The organism is Streptomyces sp. NBC_01571 (assembly GCF_026339875.1).
In the GTDB taxonomy this organism is placed as follows: domain Bacteria; phylum Actinomycetota; class Actinomycetes; order Streptomycetales; family Streptomycetaceae; genus Streptomyces.
Genome location: NZ_JAPEPZ010000001.1, coordinates 7656397 through 7676269 on the forward strand (window position 1 = coordinate 7656397; position 19873 = coordinate 7676269).

Below are 19873 nucleotides of genomic sequence, written 5' to 3' on the forward strand. Positions count from 1 at the left end.
CCGCCGTCAGTGCGGGAGGGACCTGACGCGGTCCACACCTTCGACCACGACGGTTTCGCCGGGCGCGATCTCCGTGAAGCCCGCGTCGCGGACCAACGGCATCCCGGACACGACGAGTTCACCCCAGCGGTCCTTGTCCGCGGTGCGGACGGCGAGCGGGAGACCTGCGTCGCGCCAGGCGGCCCGTTCCTCGTCCGACAGCTCCCACCAGGCCAGTTGGGCGCCGTGCCCGGCCTGCGCCATCGTCTTGCCGGCGGACATGTCGAGATGGGGGTTGAGCCACAGCGTCGGTGCGGTGGTGTCGGCGTCCACCGGAGGCTCCGGATCGTCGAGCTCCGTACCCGAGACCTGGAGCCGGGCGAGATCCTTCGGCCAGCCGTCCAGCGGGACCGGCGGGAAGACCCGTACCTCGGCCGACTTCCCGGTCACCGTGATGCCGGGCAGCGCCGCGGCCCGCCGCCACTCCGCACCGCGCGCCCGCCGTACGACCTTGCGGATCCGTGCGTCCTGCCAGTCCCGCATGGCCTGCGCCCACTCGCCGTCCCCCAGCGACCGCTCGTCGCCGAGGATCGTCAGGACGGCGCGGGCCGCGGTCTCCAGCGCGTCCGTCCGCGCCGGGGGAGCGGTCTTCTCGATGCGCACGACCATGGGCAGCACGAACTGTGGTGCCTCGTCGCGTGCGATGCGCTCGTCGCGGAAGGGACTCTCGCCGGAGGTGGTGGGGTCGCTGCTCACCTCCCCAGTGTGCCAGGCGGAAGATCCGTTCTTCGGCCCGTGCCGTCCAGGGCCTGCGCGAGGATGACCGCATGACCATCGCTCTACGACTGGCGGGCATCGGACGCCGCTACGGGCTCCGGGGCTCCTGGATCCTGCGCGGCGTCGACCTCGACGTCACCCCCGGCACGCTGATCCGCGTCGAGGGCGCCAACGGCACCGGCAAGTCCACCCTCCTGCGTCTCCTCGCCGGGACCGACGCACCCACCGAGGGCCGGATCACCGGGCGCCCGCGCACGGCCTACGTTCCCGAGCGGTTCCCCGCGGCGCTCCCCTTCACCGCGTCGGGCTACCTCACCCACCTCGGCGCCGTCCACGGCCTGGGCCGCCCGGCCGCCGCACGCGCGGCCGGGGAGTGGCTGGAGCGGCTGGGCGCCGCCGCGTACGCCGGTACGCCGATGGCGGAGCTGTCCAAGGGCAGCAGCCAGAAGGTCGCCGTCGCGCAGGCCCTGCTCGCCGCGCCGGACCTCCTCGTCCTCGACGAGGCCTGGACCGGCCTCGACACGGCCGCCCGCGCCGAACTCGAACGCGCCGTCGCCGAACGCACCGCGGCCGGGGGAGCGGTGGTGTTCGTCGACCACGATCCACAACGGCTCGCCGGGTCGCCGGACGCGACGTACACCGTGGTCGGCGGCGGCCTCGAGCACCGTCCTCGGACGGCCGCCTCGACGCCGGAGGGACCGCACGTCCTCGTCGAGGTCCAGGGGCCGCCGGACACCGCACCGCCGGCCGACGCCGTACGCCTCGCCACCTCGGTCGACGGGACGGCGCCGGGCACGGTGCGGCTGACCGTTCCGGCGTCCCGCTCGGACGTCCTGCTGCGCGCCCTGCTGACGGCACGTCCGCCGTGGCACGTGGTGAGCGTGGCGCCGGGAGGTGTGGAACCGGGAGGCGGGGAGCCGGGAACCGCGGAGCCGGGGTCCGTGGAGCCCGGATCGGTGGAGCCCGGATCGGTGCACGACGCCCCGTGGGACGACGTACCCCCGCTCGGGACCGGAGGCCGCCGATGACCGCCCTCCTGCGCTACCAGACCGCCCTCCTCCTGCGCTCCCAGCGCTGGCTTCCTCCGTTCGTCCTGTACGCGGCCTTCCTCGGGATCGGCGTCCAGAGCGGGCAGCCGGTGCTCGACTCGCTCGGCTACACGGCCGCCGCGGTACTTCCCGTCGCCGCCTGGCTGGTCCGGGTCTGCGCCACCAACGAGCCCCCCGCGGTCCGCGGTTGCACGAGCGCGGCGGCCGGCCCCGGCCGGGCGCACCTCGCCTGTCTGCTCGTCGCGCTGACGACGGCGGTACTCATCGGCGCCGCGGCCACCCTGGTCGTCACGCTGATCAGCGACCCGACGAGCACGGACCACCAGAAGCGCGTGCCGGTGCTCGCGGCGGCCGGCGCCGGACTGCTCGTCGCGCTGGTGTGCGCCCTGCTCGGCACGGCGGTCGGCGCCCTCACGACATGGCCGCTGTTGCGCACGCCGGGACGCGCGGTTCCGGCGATGCTGCTGGTGGTGCTGCTCGCCCTGGTGGCACCGGGCTCACCGGCGCGGGCGGCGCTGACGGACCTGATCAGCGGCTCGCGGACGGGTACGGTTCCCGCTTCGCTGCTGCCGCTGACGGGTGCCGCGCTGCTCACGGCGGCGGCGCTCGCGGCGGCCTGCGCGCTCACGTCACGCCGGTCGCCCTGAACGGACGGCCGCGACCGAGGGGCACCGCACCCAGGCACCTCCGCGACCGGGGCCTCCGCGACCGAGGTGCCTCCGCGACCGAGTGCCTCCGTGACCGGGTGCCTCCGTGACCGGGTGGCCTCCGGCGTCGGCGGTCACGCGGTAGCCCGACGGTCACCCGGAGCGGGCGGTCACATGGAACCGGTGATCATCCGGAGCACGCCGTCCGCTGTGCCTCCTGCCAGGCGCAGACGGGACACAGCGTGATCCCCTTGTACGACTCCGGGTACTCCGTCGGCTTCCGGCACAGCACACACTCGGCGAACGGCGGGCCGGCCTCGGCGGGGGCGGCCGGCCCACCCGGGGTGCTGCGGTAGTCCTCGCTCATGGGCCCAGCGTACGGCGGACGGCCGGGGCACCTACCGGTGCTGGTTCGTCGCCCCGATCAGATCGGACACCTTGACGAAGCGGAAACCCTTCTTCCGTAGTTCGGGGACGATCGTCCGCAGCGCCCGCTCGGTCGCCGGAGCCGCACTCCGCGTGCAGTGCATGACGACGACGGACCCGGGCTTCACACCCTCCAGGACCTGCCGTGCCACCGCGTCGGAGTCGGTGGCGAACGCGTCCCCGCTCACCACGTCCCACTGCACGGCGGTCACCCCGACCGCGCTCAGGGTCCGCAGCGCCTGCTGGTCGTAGCACCCGCCGGGGAAGCGGAAGTACGGCATCGGGTGGGGCACGCCCGCCCTCTTGAACGCGGCGTACGCCTTTTCCACGTCCGCCCGCATCGCGTCCTCGGCGACGGTCGGCAGCCCGTAGCAGTCCTTGGTGAAGGCGTAGTGGCTGTACGAGTGGTTCGCGACCTCGAAGAGGGGGTCCCGCCCGATGGCCCTCGCCTCCGCCGGGTACTGGTCGGCCCAGCGCCCCGTCATGAACACGGTCGCCGGCACCTTGAACGCGCGGAGCGTGTTGATCAGCCGCGGGTTGTCGAAGTGTTCCCCGCCCGCTGCCCGGGACCCCTGGTCCGCCGTCATGTCCGCGTCGAAGGTCAGGGCGACGGTCCTGCCCCGGGCACGCGGGCCGTTCGTGAAGACCGGGGTCAGTCCACTGGGGCCGGGGGCCAGCGTGGGCGGCCGTGAGGGGACGGCGCTGCCGGAGGCCGACGTAGGGGGACCCGGCGGGGCCGGCTTCGGGGTCCCGGGGGCCCCGGAGCTCCCGCAGGCGGCGAGGGCGACTCCCAGGGCCCCGAGGGCGCAGGCCGCGACGATGCGTCGTACTGGAATCATCACAGGACGACGATATCTAGGTAAATGTGACTATCAGGTCATCGATGTGCAAGTCGGACGGATACGGCAGGCAGGCCACCCGTCCGGCTGCCCCGGACCGTCCGGGTGCGGCTCAGCCCTGGGCCAGCTCCGCCACCTGCTGCCACTTCTCCCACGTCGCCAGGCGCTGCTCGTAGTCGGCCTTCGCGATGCCCAGCGGCGCCGTGCCGAAGAAGCAGCGCAGGGGCGGCTCATCTGCATCCACGAGTTCCAGCACGGCCGCGGCGGACGCCTGCGGGTCGCCCGGGGTGCCCACGCGCTCGCGGCGCTGTGCCTGTACCTGCTCGTGGTACTCGGCGTACGCCGGCAGCTGTTGCGACGTGCTCGACGAGGAGCCGGCCCAGTCGGTGGCGAACCCGCCGGGCTCGATCAGGGTGACCTTGATGCCGAACTGCGCCACCTCCTGGGCCAGCGACTGGCTGATCCCTTCGAGCGCCCACTTCGACGCGTGGTAGATGCCGACCAGCGGGAACGCGCTGATGCCGCCGATGGAGGAGACCTGCAGGATGTGACCACCGCCCTGCTCGCGCAGGAACGGCAGTGCCGCCTGGGTGACCCACAGCGCCCCGAACAGGTTCGTCTCCAGCTGCGCGCGAGCTTCCGCCTCCGTGAGTTCCTCGACCATCCCGAAGTGGCCGTAACCGGCGTTGTTGACCACCACGTCGAGGCGTCCGAACCGCTCGTGGGCCTGGCGCACGGCGGCGAAGTCGGCGTCCCGGTCCGTGACATCGAGTCGCAGGGGCAGGAACCGCTCCCCGTAGGCGGCGGAGAGATCGTCCAGGGTGGACAGATCGCGGGCCGTGGCGGCCACCGAGTCGCCGCGTTCCAGCGCCGCGATCGCCCACTCCCGGCCGAAGCCCCGTGAGGCACCGGTGATGAACCAGATCTTCTGCGTCATGGTGTGCTCCTCGTGAAACCCGACGCCCACTCCGTCGAGACGCCGTGGTGCTTCCTGCGCCAGGGAACACCTTGGAGTGCGCTCCATGGCAACTCCGGCCACACGGGGCAACTCCCGAATGCGCCGAGTAGCCCCCGCGGGCGTGGATCAAACGCTCCTCAGCAGCTGTTCCCGGTACTCCGTCACGTCGAAGTCGGCCTTCGGGTACCGCGGGTCCAGCGCTTCGAGGTGCTCCAGGAGCAGCGTTCCGATCGCCCAGTTCCGGTACCACTTGCGGTCGGCGGGAACCACGAACCACGGCGCCGCGGGCGGGGAACAGCGCTCGAGCGCGATCTCGTACGCCTTGCGGTACTCGGGCCACAGCGCGCGGTCCTCGATGTCGCCGGTGCTGAACTTCCAGTGCTTGGCCGGATCGTCGAGACGTCGCAGCAGGCGGCGGCGCTGCTGCTCGTAGGAGATGTGCAGAAAGCACTTCACGACCGTGACGCCGTCGTCGGCGAGGGACTCCTCGAAGCGGTTGATCTCCCGGTAGCGGCGGGCGATCTCCTTGTGCGGAGCCAGCCCACGGACGCGGGCGACCAGGACGTCCTCGTAGTGCGAACGGTCGAAGAGGCCGATCTCGCCCGCTTCGGGGAGCGCCCGCCTGATCCGCCACAGGAAGGAGTGCTTGCGCTCCTCGGGGGTCGGCGCCTTGAAGGCGCGGATACGGCAGCCGGCCGGATTGAACATCCCGGCGACGTGCTTCACGGTGCCGCCCTTGCCGCTGGTGTCCATGCCCTGGAGGATCAGCAGCACCCGCCGCCGGTCGCCCGCCGTGCTCGCCGCCCACAGGCGTTCCTGCAGGTCGGCGAGGGCTTCGCGCATGCCCGCGATGGCGGCAAGACCGGCGGTTTTGCCGTCCTGCCAGGCGGGGGTGGCCCGGGCGTCGTGCGAGGTGAGGTCGACGCCGCCGCCGTCCGGAAGGCGCAGCAGCGCGCTGAGCCGGGCGGGCTCCTCGGCCTCCGCCGGCCCGTTGGCCTCCTCGGGCCCGACCGCCTTCTTCGGCCCGCCGCCGTCCTTCTTGCCCACCGCGCACCCCTTCCGGCCGTGTCCCTCGATGGTGCGTCGGGAGGCCGGGCCCCGCTACTCACGCCGGGGCTTCCGGCGGGGCGCGGCGTGCGACGCGGTGGTCGGCGTGTGACGCGGTGGTCGGCGTGCGACGCGGTAACCACGGTCGAGCGGGCCGGCGCCGCGGGCGTGGACGGTCGCCGACCCGCGCCGCGGTACCTCGTCCGCGGCCCGCGCGCGAGGCGGCGGCCCGCCGAAGAGGCGGCGGCCGTCGCGCGGACGCGGGCGATCTGGCCGGCGGCGGCATCCCGGGGTGTGTCGCCTGTCACCCAACGCGGTTCTATGCGGGGAAAGTTCGCGGTGAGGGGGAGTGGGGCGGCGGACGAGGGCAGGCGGGTCTCAGTGTGTGTGCCGACACTCCGCGGCGCTCGGCGCGGCAGAGGGAGTCGTCGGTCCCGGACCGGGTCCCGGCGCGGAATCCGGGCGCACCTCAATTCCTTGACGGCGCAGGCGAATTAGGGGCGTTGCGATGGCCCGGTTCCTGGGCGCGATCCACCCGTTCGCCCGGTTTGACTTCCCTGTCCCGTATGTCTAGGTTAGATGGAGATCGAACGATATGGGCGCCTTTTGCCTGGTAAAAGGCGGACAATTGCATCTCCGATCGGCGGCCAGATGGTCGCCGAGTTGTTCGACGGACGGGTGCCCCGCCGCGGGGTCCGCTGACGCGGAAGCCTCGGTTGGCCCGATGCCACGCTTGTCGCGTGTGAGTCGACGGCAACTCCCGTTCATTCCATGGCCGATGTACCGGGCCCTTTCGCGGACGCAGCCAGTGCCTCACCGGCGCCGGGGCGGCATCGCGGTCACCAGGACATGGACCCGTCAACGCTCCCTGGAAGGGGAAAGCACCATGCGGGTAAGCAAAGTAACGATCTTCAGGCTGCTTGCCAGCCTGTTCGCCACTCTGGCTCTGGCCATCGGTGGAGCGGGCATAGCGAGTGCCGCGACCACCACCAGCCACACCCAAGCAGTGGCATCCGACTACAACTGGGGCGGCCACGGTGGCGGCGGCTGGGGCGGCGGCGGCTACGGTGGCGGCGGCTGGGGCGGCGGCTACGGCGGCGGCGGCTGGGGCGGCGGCTGGGGCGGCCACGGCGGCGGCTGGGGCGGCCACGGTGGCGGCTGGGGCGGCGGCGGCTGGGGCGGCGGCTGCTGACACCTGAGAGAAACAGCACCGGGAGCCGGAGTCGGCAACGACTCCGGCTCCTGCACGTGCTGAACGGCCCCTGGGCGAACGGTCCTTGGCCGCGTAGTCCGGGCGGGCGCACGGTCTCACGGCAGGGCCGTTGCGACCCCGCGTATCGCCTGCGACCGTATCGCCTGCGTCGATCCCCGTCCGTATCGCCTGCGTCACTCCCCGTCGCGGGTCCCGTCGCGGAGTCCGTCGGACTCGTCGCGAAGTTCATCGGAGTCGTGGTGAGGTTCAGGCGCTGATGCCGAGGCCGGGGCCGGGGGCGTCGCCGGTGACCCCGGCTGAGGCTGGGCCCGCTCCAGGAACCGCAGCAGTTCGACGGGGAAGGGCAGGACGAGCGTGGAGTTCTTCTCCGCCGCCACCGCCACCACCGTCTGCAGCAGCCTCAGCTGCAACGCGGCCGGCTGCTCGGACATCACCCCGGCGGCCTCCGCCAGCTTCTTCGACGCCTGCAGTTCCGCGTCCGCGTTGATGATCCGGGCCCGCCGCTCGCGGTCGGCCTCGGCCTGCCGGGCCATCGACCGCTTCATCGTCTCCGGCAGCGACACGTCCTTGATCTCCACCCGGTCGATCTGCACGCCCCAGCCCATGGCCGGGCTGTCGATCATCAGCTCCAGGCCCTGGTTGAGCTTCTCGCGGTTGGAGAGCAGGTCGTCGAGGTCGCTCTTGCCGATGATCGAACGCAGCGAGGTCTGCGCCATCTGCGACACCGCGAAGCGGTAGTCCTCGACCTGGATGATCGCGTCGGCCGCGTCCACCACCTTGAAGTAGATGACCGCGTCCACCCGCACGGTGACGTTGTCCCGGGTGATGCCGTCCTGCGCGGGCACCGGCATCGTGACGATCTGCATGTTGACCTTGCGCAGCTTGTCCACGCCCGGAACGACCAGGGTGAACCCCGGTGGGCGTATACCACCCCTGAGCCGCCCGAGCCGGAGGACCACGCCCCGCTCGTACTGCTTGACGACCCGGGCCGCGGCCGCGACGTACACCAGCCCCGCGGAACCGACCGCCACCGCGGTCACCAGGATTTCCTGGAGCATGACGACCCCCTTTCGAGTCGCCCGCTGCGCCTGAGCGCACCAAGCCCGATACCCGAATTTTACGCCGGTGGGGCCGGGCGCGATCACGCCGTACCTCCGCGTAGTCGTCACCGCCCCGAGCGGGGTCGACTCCGGGTCACACCCTCGGAGAGGGCTGGAACTACGCCTCCACGAGCCCCTTGGCGTCCCGTGCGAGGGCGGTCAGCCGGGATATCGCGCGGAAGTACTTCTTGCGGTAGCCGCCGTTCAGCATCTCCTCGCTGAAGAGCGTGTCGAAGGGCCTGCCGGAGGCGAGGACGGGCACCTCGCGGTCGTAGAGCCGGTCGGCGAGTACCACCAGCCGCAGTGCCGTCGACTGGTCCTTGACCGGCTGGACGTCCGTGAGGCAGACGGCCCTGAGGTCGTCCGTGAGCGCGCCGTAGCGGCTCGGGTGCACGCGGGCCAGGTGGTCGAGCAGATGCGGGAAGTCGTCGAGGGACGCGCCCGCGGTGGCGTACGCGGCCTTGGTGACCTGCTCGTCGGTGAACGGCGCCGGGGCCTCGGGCAGCCCCCGGTGGCGGTAGTCCTCGCCGTCGATGCGCAGCGGACGGAAGTGCGCGGACAGCCCCTGGATCTCCCGCAGGAAGTCGGCCGCCGCGAACCGGCCCTCGCCGAGCTTGCCCGGCAGGGTGTTCGAGGTGGCCGCGAGCGCGACCCCCGCGTCGACCAGCTTGCCGAGCAGGGTGGAGACGAGGACGGTGTCGCCGGGGTCGTCGAGTTCGAATTCGTCGATGCACAGGAGCCGGTGGCCGGAGAGCGTCTGCACGGTCTTCTGGAAGCCGAGTGCGCCGACCAGGTTCGTCAGCTCCACGAAGGTGCCGAAGGCCTTGAGCGAGGGCTCCGCCGGGGTCGCGTGCCACAGGGAGGCGAGCAGATGGGTCTTGCCGACTCCGTAGCCGCCGTCGAGGTAGACGCCGCGCGGGCCGGCGGGGGTTTTCGGCGTCCTGCCCCTGCCGAAGCCGAAGAGGCCCCGTTTCGCTCCACCCACGGCGTGTGCCCCGCCGAGACCGGCCGCGAAGTCCGCGAGGACGCGTACGGCCTCGGTCTGGCTCGGCTGGTTCGGGTCCGGAATGTACGTTTCGAAGCGCACCGAGTCGAAGCGCGGCGGCGGCACCATCTCGGCGACGAGCCGGTCCGCGGGCACGTGCGGCTCGCGGGCGCACAGGGACAGAGGGGCTGCCTCGGGTATCGGATCGATCCCGGAGGCGGCGGTGGAGGACGACACGGTCAACCACTCTATGCGCCGTGCCACACTGCACGACATGCGACGCCTGTTCCCTGTGACCTACGAAACAGCAGCCCAGGGCGCGGCCGGGGCCTCTGTTACCCCTGGTACGCCCGGTGCGCGCGGTGCGGATGCGACGGACCGCGAGTGGGGGCTCCTGGAGCTGGCGGAGGTGTACGCCTACCCGGGCGCCCGTGCCGACGGTGTCCGTACGCCCTGGCTGCGGGCCAACATGGTCTCCACGCTCGACGGCGCCGCCCAGCACGAGGGGAAGTCGCAGGGCATCTCCAGCGCCGCCGACATGCGGATCTTCGGGGTGCTGAGGGCGCTCGCGGATGTCGTGGTCGTCGGTGCGGAAACGGTACGCCAGGAGGGGTACCGCCCGGCACGCGCGCGTGCGGAGTTCGCGGTCTCACGGGAGGCGTCCGGGCAGGGCCCCGCGCCCGCGATCGCCGTCGTCACGGCGGGCCTGGACCTGGACTTCTCGCTCCCGCTCTTCACCTCGCCCCTGGTGCCCACGCTGATCCTCACGGGGGTCGCCGCGGCGCCGGACCGGGTGGCGGCCGCGGAGAAGGCGGGAGCTGAGGTGGTGTTCGCCGGTGAGGGCACCGGAGTGGACCCCGCCCGGGCCGTACGGGCCCTCGCCGACCGCGGGCTGACCCGGCTGCTCACGGAGGGCGGTCCGCGGCTGCTGGGCCAACTGGTGGCGGCCGGGGTGCTCGACGAACTGTGCCTGACGATGTCCCCGACCCTCACCGCGGGCGGCGCGCAGCGGATCGCCGGCGGCCCCTCGACGGAGGTCCCGGAGCGGTTCGAACTGGCGTCCTTGCTGGAAGAGGCCGGGTTCCTGTTCACCCGATACCGTCGATCCTGACCGGCCGTCGGAAGATCCAGTTCCGTTTAACTTCCGCTGGGCACACTAAATTTCGCAGACCCCGTGCGATCACGGGGCAGGATGGTTTCCGCAGGGGGCCAGGGAGTCCCACGGAGGAGAAGGGCGTCTGTCGTGTTCACAAGCGTATTGATGATCGAGAAGGCCCTGACGTCCGCCGATATCGAATTTGTCACCACCTTGCACGGTGATGAGACGGTCGCGTTCCATGTGCTGCTCCAGCCGCGGGGCGACCAGGCGGACCGGCTGCTGCGGGCCATCGACGACGTGGCGCTGGGCGAGCTGGACGAGGCGGCCCACGAGCGCGAGACCCCGGAGGGCGAGGAGGCGGCCGGACAGGGGCAGCGGGCGCTGGAGGTGTCGCTGGTGGCACTGCGCGCCTCCGGCAGCGAGGCCGAGGGCCGGCTCATCGAGGACCACCCGCTGGACGCGCTGAAGGGGCTGGTCAACGAGATCGACGCCGATGAGGTCATCGTGCTGACCGACCCGCACTACGTGGAGGAGTTCTTCCACCGGGACTGGGCCTCGCGCGCCCGTCACAAGGTCGGTGTGCCGGTGCTGAAACTGTTCTCGCACAGCAAGGCATAGGCTGGGCCCTCACCGGCGTACCGCGCCGGACGCACCGCGGCGGCGGTCGCACGACCCGTCGCACCACTTCTTGTCGCACCACCTGGGGAGAGACACGCATGGCACCCGGCCTTCCTACCGCCATGGACCGACCGCACTTCATCGGGATCGGCGGAGCCGGGATGTCGGGCATCGCGAAGATCCTGGCGCAGCGCGGGGCGAAGGTGGCGGGCAGCGACGCGAAGGAGTCCGCGACCGCCGAGGCCCTGCGCGCGCTGGGTGCCACGGTCCACATCGGGCACGCCGCGGACCACCTGGCCTCCGACGCCACCTGTGTGGTCGTCTCCTCCGCGATCCGCGACGACAACCCGGAGCTGGCCCGCGCCGCCGAGCTGGGTGTCCCGGTGGTCCACCGTTCGGACGCCCTCGCCCGCCTGATGGACGGCCTGCGCCCGATCGCGGTGGCGGGCACGCACGGCAAGACCACGACGACGTCGATGCTGGCGGTGTCGCTCTCGGAACTGGGGCTGCGGCCCTCGTACGCGATCGGCGGCGACCTGGACGCCCCCGGCTCGAACGCGCTGCACGGCGAGGGCGAGATCTTCGTCGCCGAGGCGGACGAGTCGGACCGCAGCTTCCACAAGTACGCGCCCGAGGTCGCGATCGTCCTCAACGTGGAGCTGGACCACCACGCCAACTACGCGTCCATGGACGAGATCTACGAGTCCTTCGAGACGTTCGCGGGCAGGATCGTCCCCGGCGGCACCCTGGTGATCTCCGCGGACAACGAGGGCGCGCGCGAGCTGACGCGGCGGCTGCCGGCCGACGTGCGCGTGGTGACGTACGGCGACTCGGCGGACGCGGACGTCCGTGTCCTGTCCGTCGTCCCGCAGGGCCTGAAGAGCGAGGTGACGGTGGACCTCGACGGCTCGGAGCTCACCTTCACGGTCTCCGTTCCCGGCCGCCACTACGCGCACAACGCGGTGGCCGCGCTGGCGGCCGGCGTGGCGCTGGGCGTCCCGGCGTCCGAGCTGGCCCCCGCGCTCGCCTCCTACACCGGGGTGAAGCGCCGCCTCCAGCTGAAGGGGGAGGAGGCGGGTGTGCAGGTCGTCGACTCGTACGCGCACCACCCGACGGAGATGGCGGCGGACCTGGAGGCGATGCGCGCGAGCGTCTCCGGCCGCATCCTGGTCCTGTTCCAGCCGCATCTGTTCTCCCGCACCCAGGAGCTGGCCAAGGAGATGGGCGAGGCCCTGTCGCTGGCGGACGCCTCCGTGGTCCTCGACATCTATCCGGCCCGCGAGGACCCGATCCCGGGCGTCACCAGCGAGCTGATCGTCGAGGCGGCGCGGGCGGCGGGCGCGGACGTGACGCCGGTCCACGACAAGGCGGAGGCCCCTTCGGTCGTCGCGGGAATGGCGAAGCCCGGTGATCTCGTTCTCACCATGGGCGCGGGTGACGTGACCGATCTCGGCCCCGAGATCCTGGCCCGTCTGTCGAAGTAGTCACAGCGTTTGTAAGGGGTTGAGCTTCATGTCGTACGACATCGAAAAGCCGGACGAGCAGTGGCGCGCGGAGCTGACCCCGGCCGAGTACACCGTTCTGCGCCGTGCGGGCACGGAGCCGGCCTTCACCGGGGAGTACACCGACACCAAGACCAAGGGCGTGTACTCCTGTCGCGCCTGCGGTGCCGAGCTGTTCACCTCCCACGAGAAGTTCGAGTCGCACTGCGGCTGGCCGTCCTTCTACGACCCGAAGGACTCCGACTCGGTCGAGCTGATCGAGGACCGCTCGCACGGCATGACGCGGACCGAGGTGCGCTGCTCCCGCTGCGGATCGCATCTCGGGCACGTCTTCGAGGGTGAGGGGTACGCGACCCCCACCGATCAGCGGTACTGCATCAACAGCATCTCGCTGCGGCTGACGGAGGACGAGGGCTGAGCCCGACTCCGCTCACAGCGTGGGGCCGGCCCGAGTGGCCGGCCCCTTCGTCGTGGGGCCGGAGCGACCGGTTCGGTCGGCCGCCCGCAGGTCCACGCGGAACGTGACCGGTGGGGTCCGTGGCAGGGCCCTGCGTGGCTCGTGGAGTCCTGCCACCCGGCGCGCCACGAACGCCTCCGCGTCGAAGGTGCCGGTCAAACCGGGGCTGTCCGGGGGGAGTTCGGCGACCACGACGGTCTGGGTCCGCTGTGGTACGAGCGGGGCGCCGGCCTGGGCCTGGAAGGTCCAGCCGAAGCCCGCCGGCCCCTCGTCGACGCCCGTGACGACGGGGAGCCGGTCGACACGGCCGGCGCCGCCGGTACGTGTGTGCTTGACGCCCATCCCGAGAAGCCTGGTCAGCGTGGGCCGGAACTCCGAGCTGAAGCCCCGCGTCGCATGGGAACCGGTGTACGTCAGATGCGGACGCAGCAGCATGAGGGGCGGCTGCGCTCGCAGCACGATCCGTACCCGGGCCGTCTCGTAACGGCGCCCCGCGGGCAGTTCGCGCAACATGAAGGTGAACTTGAGCAGTTCGAGCCGTCGCCGCTCGGAGCCGGCCCGTCTGCCCGCCATCGCGGGGAAGTCGGCCGCGGTGACGCGGTAGTTGTCCACCTTCAGCAGCAGCACCCCGCCCTCCTGGACGAAGCGGCTGCGGTCGCCGGGCAGCGACTCGCCGACGAACAGGTCCCGGACGGCGACCGCCGGGCCGTCCGCGGAGGACCCGGCGGACACCGAGCGCCCGGACGCCGGGGGATCGTCGCGCAGGAAACGCAGCCACTCCGGGGAGTCCGCCCCCGTGGAGCCGTCCTCGGTCATCGTGCTCACCCCAGTCCGTACAGCAGGAACGGCGACCACTCGTGTGGCCGGTACCCCTCGGCGGCCAACTCCCGCTGTACCTGGCACAGCGCGAGCGCGGGAGGGTGTCCACCGGCCGCGAGAAGGCGATGGAAGCCGTAGGAGATCTCGAAACCGGCCGTTTCCTCCACCTCGCACAGGGTGAGGACGAGCGTCGTCGGCCCGGCGGCGGGGTCGCGGCGTTCGGCGGCTCACGGCTCGCGGGTGCACGGCTCGACGGCGGGCGGTTCGACGGCGGGCGGCTCCCGGTGACCGTCGCCGTGTAGTGCCGCGGCCGTGGCCACCCCGCCTTCGGGTTCGCCCACAGCCGTACCGTCCCGGTCACGGAGTCGCCGTGCAGCCGGAACTCGGCGGTGCCCGCGTCCGCCTCGCGGGGCAGCAGTTGTCGCGGCACGGGGTCCGGGCCGGGCCACGCCTCGGCCTCGGGCCACATCATCCAGTGCGGCAGCACACCGTCCCGGTGCTCGGGGCCGACCCGGACACCGACCGCGCCCGGCGTGTACCGGACCTCGCCGTCGCCTTCCCACGCCACCATCCAGAACGGTGCCCCAGGGCGGGGTTCACCCTCCGCGGCGAGGGTGAACACCTCTCCGAGGAGCAGTGTGCCGGGGAGTTCCGGCAGCGCCGTCCCGTCCAGCTCCGGCCGGATCAGGACCGTGTACGCCACCTCGGACCCGGACACGCCGTATGCGGGCGGGTTCACCACAGGTCGTAGGGCCGGTCGCCGTCGAGCGTGTCGGCGACCGACGTCTCGGAGGGGGTGTCCGGGCCCCGCTCGTCCGCGGGGGCGGGGCCGCTGTCGCCGCCCGGCACGAAGAGCCAGCCATGGGCCTCGAAGAGCTTCACGCGCAGCAGATGCCGTACGAAGGAGTCACCGGGAATGCCGTGATGGCCGTGACGCAGCACGTCCTGGTAGAGCCGGTCGGCCGCCACGAGGACCAGGTCCGCCGCGGGGTTGCGGCGCAGCGCGTCCCTGACCGGGCCGGCGTCGCACATCCGGAACGCCTCCACGACGGCGTCGCCCACATATCCGTGGTCGGCGCGGTACACCACGCCTTCGTGCAGGGCCATCCGCAGTCTGATCCGGCTTCCCGCGTCCCGCAGACCGTTCACGCCGCCCAGTTCGGCCGTCACCGCCCGCAGGAAGGAGGCGATCAGGCGCGGCTCGTCCACCTTGCCGCCGGTCGGCAGCAGCGCGAGCCCGCCGTCCCCCTGCGGCTGCACCTCGTACTCGCCCGGCGACAGTCCCGCACGGGCACAGGCACCGTCGAGGAGCGCCCGCAGCCGACGCTGCACGTCGAACTGCGCCCCCTGGCCGAGCCCGCTGTACCCCTCCACGTCGTACGCCACGCACACACGACGGTTCCCCGGCGCTTCCAACCCCACTGCCCCCAGGTCCGGTGGTGGAGCAACGGTAGCCCAACGCCCTTCACGCATAGGGGAGTTAGGGGAGTCGGGGGTGCCCGGCGCCGGGCGTCGGTGGCCGGGCCGCTGTCAGTGGTGCGCTCTACTGTGGTGCCGCAGGGGATCCACGGCGAGAAACAGGAGGTTCACATGACCAACCTGCCCGATCGGCCGCACACCGCGCTGCTCGTCATCGACGTCCAGAACGGGGCGATGGCGGGTACCCATGGGCGCGACGAGGTGATCGCGAACATCAACACCCTGGTCGAGAAGGCCCGTGCGGAGGAAGCGCCCGTGGTCTGGGTGCAGCACTCCGACGACCAGCTCGTGCGGGGCAGCGAGAGCTGGCGGTACGTGCCGGAGCTGGTCCGGCGTGACGGGGAGCCGCTCGTGCACAAGATCTACGGCGACTCCTTCGAGAGCACCGAGCTGGAGGAGCTGCTCGCCGAGCGCGGCGTGGGCCGGATCGTGGTCACGGGCGCGCAGACCGACGCGTGCATCCGCGCGACCCTGCACGGGGGTCTGGTCCGTGGGTACGACGTGACGCTGGTCGGCGACGCGCACACGACGGAGGACCTCACGGCGTACGGCGCACCGCCTCCGGACCAGGTGATCGCGCACACCAATCTCTACTGGCGCGAGGCGATCGCGCCCGGCCGTCGCGGAGGGACCGTCGACACGGCCGAGGTGACGTTCGCGGCGTACTGAGCGACGTGGCGTATCGAGTCACGTACCGGCCGACGTGGCGTATCGAGCCGCGTACCGAGCGAACCGGCGTACCGAGCCACGTGCTGAGCGACTACCGCCGGCCCTGCGCGGAGGAGGCGATCAACTCGTCGATCAGGGTGATCAGCACGTCCCGGCACGACTCCCGCTCCCGCGCGTCGCAGAGGAGCACCGGGGTCCGCTCCGGCAGGGCCAGGGCGTCCCGGATCTCCTCGGGTGTGTACGGATGCCGTCCGTGGAAGCCGTTGACGCCCACGACGAACGGGATACCGCGTCGCTCGAAGAAGTCGACGGCGGCGAAGCTGGACTCGGGCCGGCGCACGTCGATGAGGACCACGGCCCCGAGGGCGCCGATGGCGAGGTCGTTCCACATGAACCAGAACCGCTGCTGGCCGGGGGTTCCGAAGAGATACAGGACCAGTTCGGGGCTGAGGGTGATGCGGCCGAAGTCCAGGGCCACGGTGGTCGCCCGCTTCTCCTCGATGCCGTCGAGGTCGTCGACGTCCAGACCGGCGGAGGTGAGGGGTTCCTCGGTGCGCAGCGGGACGATCTCACTGACCGAGCCGACCATGGTGGTCTTGCCGACGCCGAATCCTCCGGCGATCAGGATCTTGACCGCTTCGGGTGCCCGGGGTGGTCCGGGTGGTTCGGCTGCTCGTGGTACGCGCGGTGTTTCGGGTGCTGAAGTCCCTCGCGTGGCGGGGTCAGAGCCGGCCAAGGCCGTCCCTCACTTTCTGCAGCAGGTCCAGATCCGGGGTGCGGGAGACGAGACGCGGCGCCTGGACCGTGATCCGGCCCGCCTCCAGCAGATCGCAGAGCAGGATGACGACGACGCTCACCGGGAGGTCGAGCTGGGCGGCCAGTTCCGCCACGACGACCGGCCGCGCGCACAGCCGCACGATGCGCTGGTGCTCGGGCTGTGACCGGGCGGACCCGTCGGGCGGCGGGTCCACGGCGGTCACCGACGTGATGAGGGTGAAGTCGGCGCGGCTGGGCCGGGTTCGGCCTCCGGTCAGCGTGAACGGCCGTACCAGACGGCCGGCCGCGTCGTCTTCGCTCACCTCACTCGCCGTGGTCGGCGGCGGCGCTGCCCGCACGCGGCGCTGCCCTGAGGTGCTCGCCGATCTTCTTCACCAGCATGTTCATCTGGTAGGCCACCACGCCGGCGTCCGCGCCCTTGTTGGTGAGCACGGCGAGATGGGCGCCGGGTCCCGCGGCGGTGAGGATCAGATAGCTGTCGCGCATCTCGATGAGCGCCTGCCGTACGGGGCCGCCGCGGAAGTCCATGCTGACCCCCTTGCTCAGGCTCATCAGTCCGGACGCGGTCGCCGCCAGCCGTTCGGCGTCGTCGCGGACGAAGGCCGTGGACTTGCTGACGACCAGTCCGTCCTCGGACAGCACGACGGCGTGGTTCACGTCGGCCACTCGTTCCACCAGTCCGGTGAGCAGCTGGTCGAGCTGGCTGTGTGTGGCGGGGCTGGGGCGTGTCATTTCTCAGTCCTTCAAGAGCGGTCTGCGGGCGGAGTCGACGAGCGGTCTGCGGGCGGGCCCGACGAGCGGCCCCCGGGCGGCGGTGACGAAGGGTCCGTGGGTGGCGGTGACGAGCGGTGCGCGGGTGTGGGGGCCGCGGCGGGGACCCGGTCACCCAACTCTCCGGGCGCGTGCTCCGCCTCCCCTTGTCCGCTCGGTTCGCCTCCGTCGTACGGCGCCCCGTCGTCGGTGTCCCGGGCCCGGAGTGTGCCTCGCTGGAAGCCGGCCAGTGAGGAGGCCGCCCGTTCCGGGGTGAAGTCGGTGAGGTCGGTGAAGGCGTCCGCGTCCTGGCCGCCGGTGTCCGCCGGCCCGGCGTCCTCGCGCAGTTCGGTGGCGAGGCTGGTCTGCGGCACCCGGCGTGGGAGCGGGGTGAGTCCATCCCGCCGGACGGCGGCCGCGGCCGGGGCGACGCCGGTGCCGGACCGGGAGGCGGCCGGAGCGGTGCCGGACCGGGAGGCGGCGGGGTCGGCCGTGCGGGCCCGGGCGGCGGCCCGCGCCTCTCCCGTGCGCTCGTGCGACAGGCGGCCCTCGGCGGCAGCGGTGCCCGGGCTCGGCACGGCCCTGGCCGGCGCGGGCACGTCGGCGTCCGCCGGGTCGGCGGGGTCCGTGTCCGGAGCGGCCGGGCCCGGTGTCTCGCACACCACGATCTCGTGCGGGATCAGCACGATCGCGGTGGTCCCGCCGTACGGCGAGGACCGCAGGGTGACGGCGATGCCGTGGCGGGTGGCGAGCCGGGCGATCACGAACATGCCGAGCCGCAGGTCGTCGGCCAGCGCCACCACGTCGAACTGCGGAGCCACCGTCAACTGGGAGTTGAAGGCCGCGTAGTCCTCCTCGGACAGGCCCAGCCCCCGGTCCTCGATCTCCACGGCCAGCCCCTTGGCCACCATCGCGGCCCGCACACCCACCGGGCTGGGCGCGGGGGAGTAGGCGGTGGCGTTGTCGATGAGCTCCGCCAGCAGGTGGATGACGTCCGCCACCGCGGGCGGCGTGAGGTACACCTCGTCGTCGGCGTGCACCTCCACCCGCTGGTACTGGGCGACCTCGCCGACGGCACTGCGCAGGATGTCGATCAGCGCGACCGGTTCGGTCCAGCTGCGCCGGGGCTGCTCACCGCTGATGATGACGAGGTTCTCCTCGTAGCGCCGCAACTGGCTCGCCGTGGAGTCGAGTTCGTACAGGCCCTTGAGGATCCGCGGGTCCTGGTGCTCGCGTTCCAGCGCGTCGAGCTTGCTGAGCTGCAGGTTGACCAGGTTCTGGCTCTGCCGGGCGATGCCCAGGATCACCTTCTGGAAGCCGCGTCTGGTGTCGGCGAGTTCCACCGCGGTGTGCACCGCCGTGCGCTGCGCGGTGTTGAAGGCCTGGGCCACCTGGCCGAGTTCGTCCCCGCCGTAGTCCAGCGGCGGGGTGGCGAGGTCCACGTCCACCTTCTCGCCCCGGTCCAGTCTGGCGACCACGTCGGGCAGCCGCTCCTCGGCAAGGCTGAGCGTGGCCAGCCGCAGACCGCGCAGCCGCCGGGACAGGGAGCGCGTGATGCGCCACGACATCACGACGCACAGCAGCAGGGCGACGAGTCCGCCCGCGCTCAGCGCGGCCGCCTTGAGCAGCAGGCCGTGGGCCTTGTCGGCGCTGCGGTCGAGCAGTCCCGCGGTCTGCTGCCGGATCAGGTCCGAGTACTGGGCGGAGATCCTGGTGAGCGCGGCGTTCCAGCGCCGGCCCGCGTCCGGCAGCTCGACCGTCCGGGCGACCGCGCCGTGCGCCGTCCGGGCCGCGAGCACCTGGTCCTCGACGGATTCCAGGGTCTTCCAGTCCTGGCTCTGCAGGATCCGTTCGACCCGCGTCTTCACGGCGCCGTCCAGGGAGGAGAGGACCTGGCCGCGGAAGACCCAGCGCCGTACGTCGACGAGTTGCGCGAACCGTGTCCACGCCTTCTCGTCGAGCTTCCCCGCGGGCCAGGCGAGTGCGAGTTCGGCGTCCTCCTGGGCGACCAGCTCCGCGCCGCTTCCCAGGGTGATCAGCGGGCCGGCCTGGGAGGTGAGGTCGCCGTCGTCGACCTGGGAGAGCTCCTGGAAGGCGTGGATCTGGCCGTCGATGATCGCGGTGTACTGGTCCAGCGCCTGCTGGGCGGTGATGTCGGTGGGGTGGTCCACCTGTCCCCGGTAGTACTCCAGGCTTCCCACCGACGCCAGGACCGAGTACAGGCGGTCCCCGACCCGGACGGGCGCGTTCTTGATGTCGTCCGAGCGGCGCACCAGTTTCGCGACGGCCTCGTCCGTCCTCCCGCGCTGCCGGTCCAGCGCGGTCCGCCAACCGTGCGGCGAGGCCAGCCACGCCGCCGACAGACTGCGCTCCTGTTGCAGCGCGAGCGTCGCGTCGGTGCCCATGGCGCCGGTGGACCTGCTCAGTTCGGTCTGCGACCGCAGCCGCAGCCCCTCCGAGAAGATCTGTGTGGTCGTCACACCCCACATGGCGCCGAGAGTGACGCTGGGCACCAGCGCCAGCAGGATCAGGGAGAGACGTATGGAGCCGAGACGGCGCCGGGCACCTGTCCGTGGAGACATCGTCGTCCTAGTGCGATCAGCGGGGGGAGGAGCGGTTCGGCGGACGGGCGGGGGGGTGACCGCGGGTCCGGTACGGCACTGGGGGTGCGCAGGATGCTATC

22 protein-coding genes are annotated in these 19873 nt (G+C 72.1%); 8 read left to right on the plus strand and 14 right to left on the minus strand.

Translation table 11 applies throughout. The features are described 5' to 3' along the window. Positions 1-6: 6 nt before the first annotated feature. On the minus strand, positions 7-735 hold the full coding sequence (locus OHB41_RS34490; protein ID WP_266702489.1) for an aminoacyl-tRNA hydrolase: 729 nt from the start codon (positions 733-735) through the stop codon (positions 7-9). Positions 736-806: 71 nt separating this feature from the next. On the opposite strand from OHB41_RS34490, the gene OHB41_RS34495 reads away from it, so the two are divergent. Both OHB41_RS34495 and OHB41_RS34500 read left to right on the plus strand, forming a co-directional pair. Continuing rightward, complete coding sequence (locus tag OHB41_RS34495) at positions 807-1784, plus strand: ABC transporter ATP-binding protein (protein WP_266702491.1); 978 nt, start codon at positions 807-809, stop codon at positions 1782-1784. After that, the gene (locus OHB41_RS34500) at positions 1781-2452 is read left to right on the plus strand and encodes an ABC transporter (RefSeq protein ID WP_266702493.1); all 672 of its coding nucleotides are present in this window, start codon (positions 1781-1783) and stop codon (positions 2450-2452) included. The genes OHB41_RS34495 and OHB41_RS34500 overlap by 4 nt, the downstream gene beginning before the upstream one ends. Before the next feature lie 187 nt (positions 2453-2639). Here the strand turns inward: OHB41_RS34500 and OHB41_RS34505 are convergent, their stop codons facing one another. From OHB41_RS34505 to OHB41_RS34520, 4 genes are all read right to left on the minus strand, one after another. Further along, a complete protein-coding gene (locus OHB41_RS34505; RefSeq protein WP_266702495.1) occupies positions 2640-2819 on the minus strand; it encodes a hypothetical protein in 180 nt (59 codons plus the stop codon). Positions 2820-2850: 31 nt separating this feature from the next. Beyond that, positions 2851-3717: a polysaccharide deacetylase family protein gene (locus OHB41_RS34510; protein WP_266702497.1), complete on the minus strand. Its 867-nt coding sequence runs from the start codon at positions 3715-3717 to the stop codon at positions 2851-2853. 112 nt (positions 3718-3829) lie between these two features. Beyond that, positions 3830-4654, minus strand: a complete 825-nt coding sequence (locus OHB41_RS34515; RefSeq protein ID WP_266702499.1) for an SDR family oxidoreductase — start codon at positions 4652-4654, stop codon at positions 3830-3832. Positions 4655-4801: 147 nt separating this feature from the next. After that, entirely contained in the window at positions 4802-5626 is an 825-nt protein-coding gene (locus tag OHB41_RS34520; protein ID WP_266706360.1) for a PPK2 family polyphosphate kinase, read from the minus strand. Between the two features lie 982 nt (positions 5627-6608). Between OHB41_RS34520 and OHB41_RS34525 the strand changes: the two genes are divergently transcribed. Next, positions 6609-6914, plus strand: coding sequence for a hypothetical protein (locus OHB41_RS34525; protein ID WP_266702501.1), 306 nt, complete (start codon positions 6609-6611; stop codon positions 6912-6914). A 194-nt stretch (positions 6915-7108) separates the two neighbouring features. On the opposite strand, the gene OHB41_RS34530 is transcribed toward OHB41_RS34525, so the two are convergent. Together OHB41_RS34530 and zapE are read right to left on the minus strand one after the other, a co-directional pair. Next, on the minus strand, positions 7109-7993 hold the full coding sequence (locus tag OHB41_RS34530) for a slipin family protein (protein ID WP_266702503.1): 885 nt from the start codon (positions 7991-7993) through the stop codon (positions 7109-7111). Positions 7994-8153: 160 nt separating this feature from the next. Beyond that, positions 8154-9296 carry a cell division protein ZapE gene (gene zapE / locus OHB41_RS34535; protein WP_451290101.1) on the minus strand — a complete coding sequence of 381 codons (1143 nt, stop codon included), beginning with the start codon at positions 9294-9296 and terminating at the stop codon, positions 8154-8156. On the opposite strand from zapE, the gene OHB41_RS34540 reads away from it, so the two are divergent. The 4 genes from OHB41_RS34540 to msrB all read left to right on the plus strand — a co-directional run bounded on the left by OHB41_RS34540 (position 9295) and on the right by msrB (position 12657). Next, positions 9295-10131: a pyrimidine reductase family protein gene (locus tag OHB41_RS34540; RefSeq protein ID WP_266702507.1), complete on the plus strand. Its 837-nt coding sequence runs from the start codon at positions 9295-9297 to the stop codon at positions 10129-10131. The genes zapE and OHB41_RS34540 overlap by 2 nt on opposite strands. Before the next feature lie 132 nt (positions 10132-10263). Then, positions 10264-10737: an indole-3-glycerol phosphate synthase gene (locus tag OHB41_RS34545; protein WP_266702509.1), complete on the plus strand. Its 474-nt coding sequence runs from the start codon at positions 10264-10266 to the stop codon at positions 10735-10737. Positions 10738-10835: 98 nt separating this feature from the next. Then, positions 10836-12221, plus strand: coding sequence for a UDP-N-acetylmuramate--L-alanine ligase (gene murC / locus OHB41_RS34550; RefSeq protein WP_266702511.1), 1386 nt, complete (start codon positions 10836-10838; stop codon positions 12219-12221). Between the two features lie 28 nt (positions 12222-12249). Next, entirely contained in the window at positions 12250-12657 is a 408-nt protein-coding gene (gene msrB / locus OHB41_RS34555; protein WP_266702513.1) for a peptide-methionine (R)-S-oxide reductase MsrB, read from the plus strand. Between the two features lie 12 nt (positions 12658-12669). Here msrB and OHB41_RS34560 read toward each other — a convergent pair whose 3' ends face one another. From OHB41_RS34560 to OHB41_RS34570, 3 genes are all read right to left on the minus strand, one after another. Then, positions 12670-13521 carry a hypothetical protein gene (locus tag OHB41_RS34560; RefSeq protein ID WP_266702515.1) on the minus strand — a complete coding sequence of 284 codons (852 nt, stop codon included), beginning with the start codon at positions 13519-13521 and terminating at the stop codon, positions 12670-12672. Beyond that, positions 13518-13682, minus strand: a complete 165-nt coding sequence (locus OHB41_RS52385; protein ID WP_353962909.1) for a hypothetical protein — start codon at positions 13680-13682, stop codon at positions 13518-13520. The genes OHB41_RS34560 and OHB41_RS52385 overlap by 4 nt, the downstream gene beginning before the upstream one ends. 568 nt (positions 13683-14250) lie before the next feature. Beyond that, positions 14251-14901: a nucleotidyl cyclase domain-containing protein gene (locus OHB41_RS34570; protein WP_266702519.1), complete on the minus strand. Its 651-nt coding sequence runs from the start codon at positions 14899-14901 to the stop codon at positions 14251-14253. A 204-nt stretch (positions 14902-15105) separates the two neighbouring features. Here OHB41_RS34570 and OHB41_RS34575 point away from each other — a divergent pair, with 204 nt between their 5' ends. Beyond that, complete coding sequence (locus OHB41_RS34575; protein WP_266702521.1) at positions 15106-15663, plus strand: isochorismatase family protein; 558 nt, start codon at positions 15106-15108, stop codon at positions 15661-15663. Positions 15664-15754: 91 nt separating this feature from the next. On the opposite strand, the gene OHB41_RS34580 is transcribed toward OHB41_RS34575, so the two are convergent. From OHB41_RS34580 to OHB41_RS34595, 4 genes are read right to left on the minus strand one after another with little or no spacing between them, the layout of a single operon-like run. Then, positions 15755-16399: a GTP-binding protein gene (locus tag OHB41_RS34580; protein WP_451290105.1), complete on the minus strand. Its 645-nt coding sequence runs from the start codon at positions 16397-16399 to the stop codon at positions 15755-15757. Next, positions 16386-16742, minus strand: coding sequence for a DUF742 domain-containing protein (locus OHB41_RS34585; RefSeq protein ID WP_266702523.1), 357 nt, complete (start codon positions 16740-16742; stop codon positions 16386-16388). The genes OHB41_RS34580 and OHB41_RS34585 overlap by 14 nt, the downstream gene beginning before the upstream one ends. Position 16743: 1 nt before the next feature. After that, positions 16744-17172 (minus strand): roadblock/LC7 domain-containing protein, encoded by a 429-nt coding sequence (locus OHB41_RS34590; RefSeq protein WP_266702525.1) that lies wholly within the window; start codon positions 17170-17172, stop codon positions 16744-16746. Positions 17173-17183: 11 nt separating this feature from the next. Further along, on the minus strand, positions 17184-19772 hold the full coding sequence (locus OHB41_RS34595; protein ID WP_266702527.1) for a sensor histidine kinase: 2589 nt from the start codon (positions 19770-19772) through the stop codon (positions 17184-17186). Between the last annotated feature and the right edge of the window lie 101 nt (positions 19773-19873).

Excerpts from the sequence above, each read along its gene's own strand:
- OHB41_RS34495 (WP_266702491.1), top strand. The coding sequence starts at position 807 with ATGACCATCGCTCTACGACTGGCGGGCATCGGACGCCGCTACGGGCTC.
- OHB41_RS34500 (WP_266702493.1), top strand. The coding sequence starts at position 1,781 with ATGACCGCCCTCCTGCGCTACCAGACCGCCCTCCTCCTGCGCTCCCAG.
- OHB41_RS34505 (WP_266702495.1), bottom strand. The coding sequence starts at position 2,819 with ATGAGCGAGGACTACCGCAGCACCCCGGGTGGGCCGGCCGCCCCCGCC.
- OHB41_RS34510 (WP_266702497.1), bottom strand. The coding sequence starts at position 3,717 with ATGATTCCAGTACGACGCATCGTCGCGGCCTGCGCCCTCGGGGCCCTG.
- OHB41_RS34515 (WP_266702499.1), bottom strand. The coding sequence starts at position 4,654 with ATGACGCAGAAGATCTGGTTCATCACCGGTGCCTCACGGGGCTTCGGC.
- OHB41_RS34525 (WP_266702501.1), top strand. The coding sequence starts at position 6,609 with ATGCGGGTAAGCAAAGTAACGATCTTCAGGCTGCTTGCCAGCCTGTTC.
- OHB41_RS34530 (WP_266702503.1), bottom strand. The coding sequence starts at position 7,993 with ATGCTCCAGGAAATCCTGGTGACCGCGGTGGCGGTCGGTTCCGCGGGG.
- OHB41_RS34540 (WP_266702507.1), top strand. The coding sequence starts at position 9,295 with ATGCGACGCCTGTTCCCTGTGACCTACGAAACAGCAGCCCAGGGCGCG.
- zapE (WP_451290101.1), bottom strand. The coding sequence starts at position 9,296 with ATGTCGTGCAGTGTGGCACGGCGCATAGAGTGGTTGACCGTGTCGTCC.
- murC (WP_266702511.1), top strand. The coding sequence starts at position 10,836 with ATGGCACCCGGCCTTCCTACCGCCATGGACCGACCGCACTTCATCGGG.
- msrB (WP_266702513.1), top strand. The coding sequence starts at position 12,250 with ATGTCGTACGACATCGAAAAGCCGGACGAGCAGTGGCGCGCGGAGCTG.
- OHB41_RS34575 (WP_266702521.1), top strand. The coding sequence starts at position 15,106 with ATGACCAACCTGCCCGATCGGCCGCACACCGCGCTGCTCGTCATCGAC.
- OHB41_RS34590 (WP_266702525.1), bottom strand. The coding sequence starts at position 17,172 with ATGACACGCCCCAGCCCCGCCACACACAGCCAGCTCGACCAGCTGCTC.
- OHB41_RS34595 (WP_266702527.1), bottom strand. The coding sequence starts at position 19,772 with ATGTCTCCACGGACAGGTGCCCGGCGCCGTCTCGGCTCCATACGTCTC.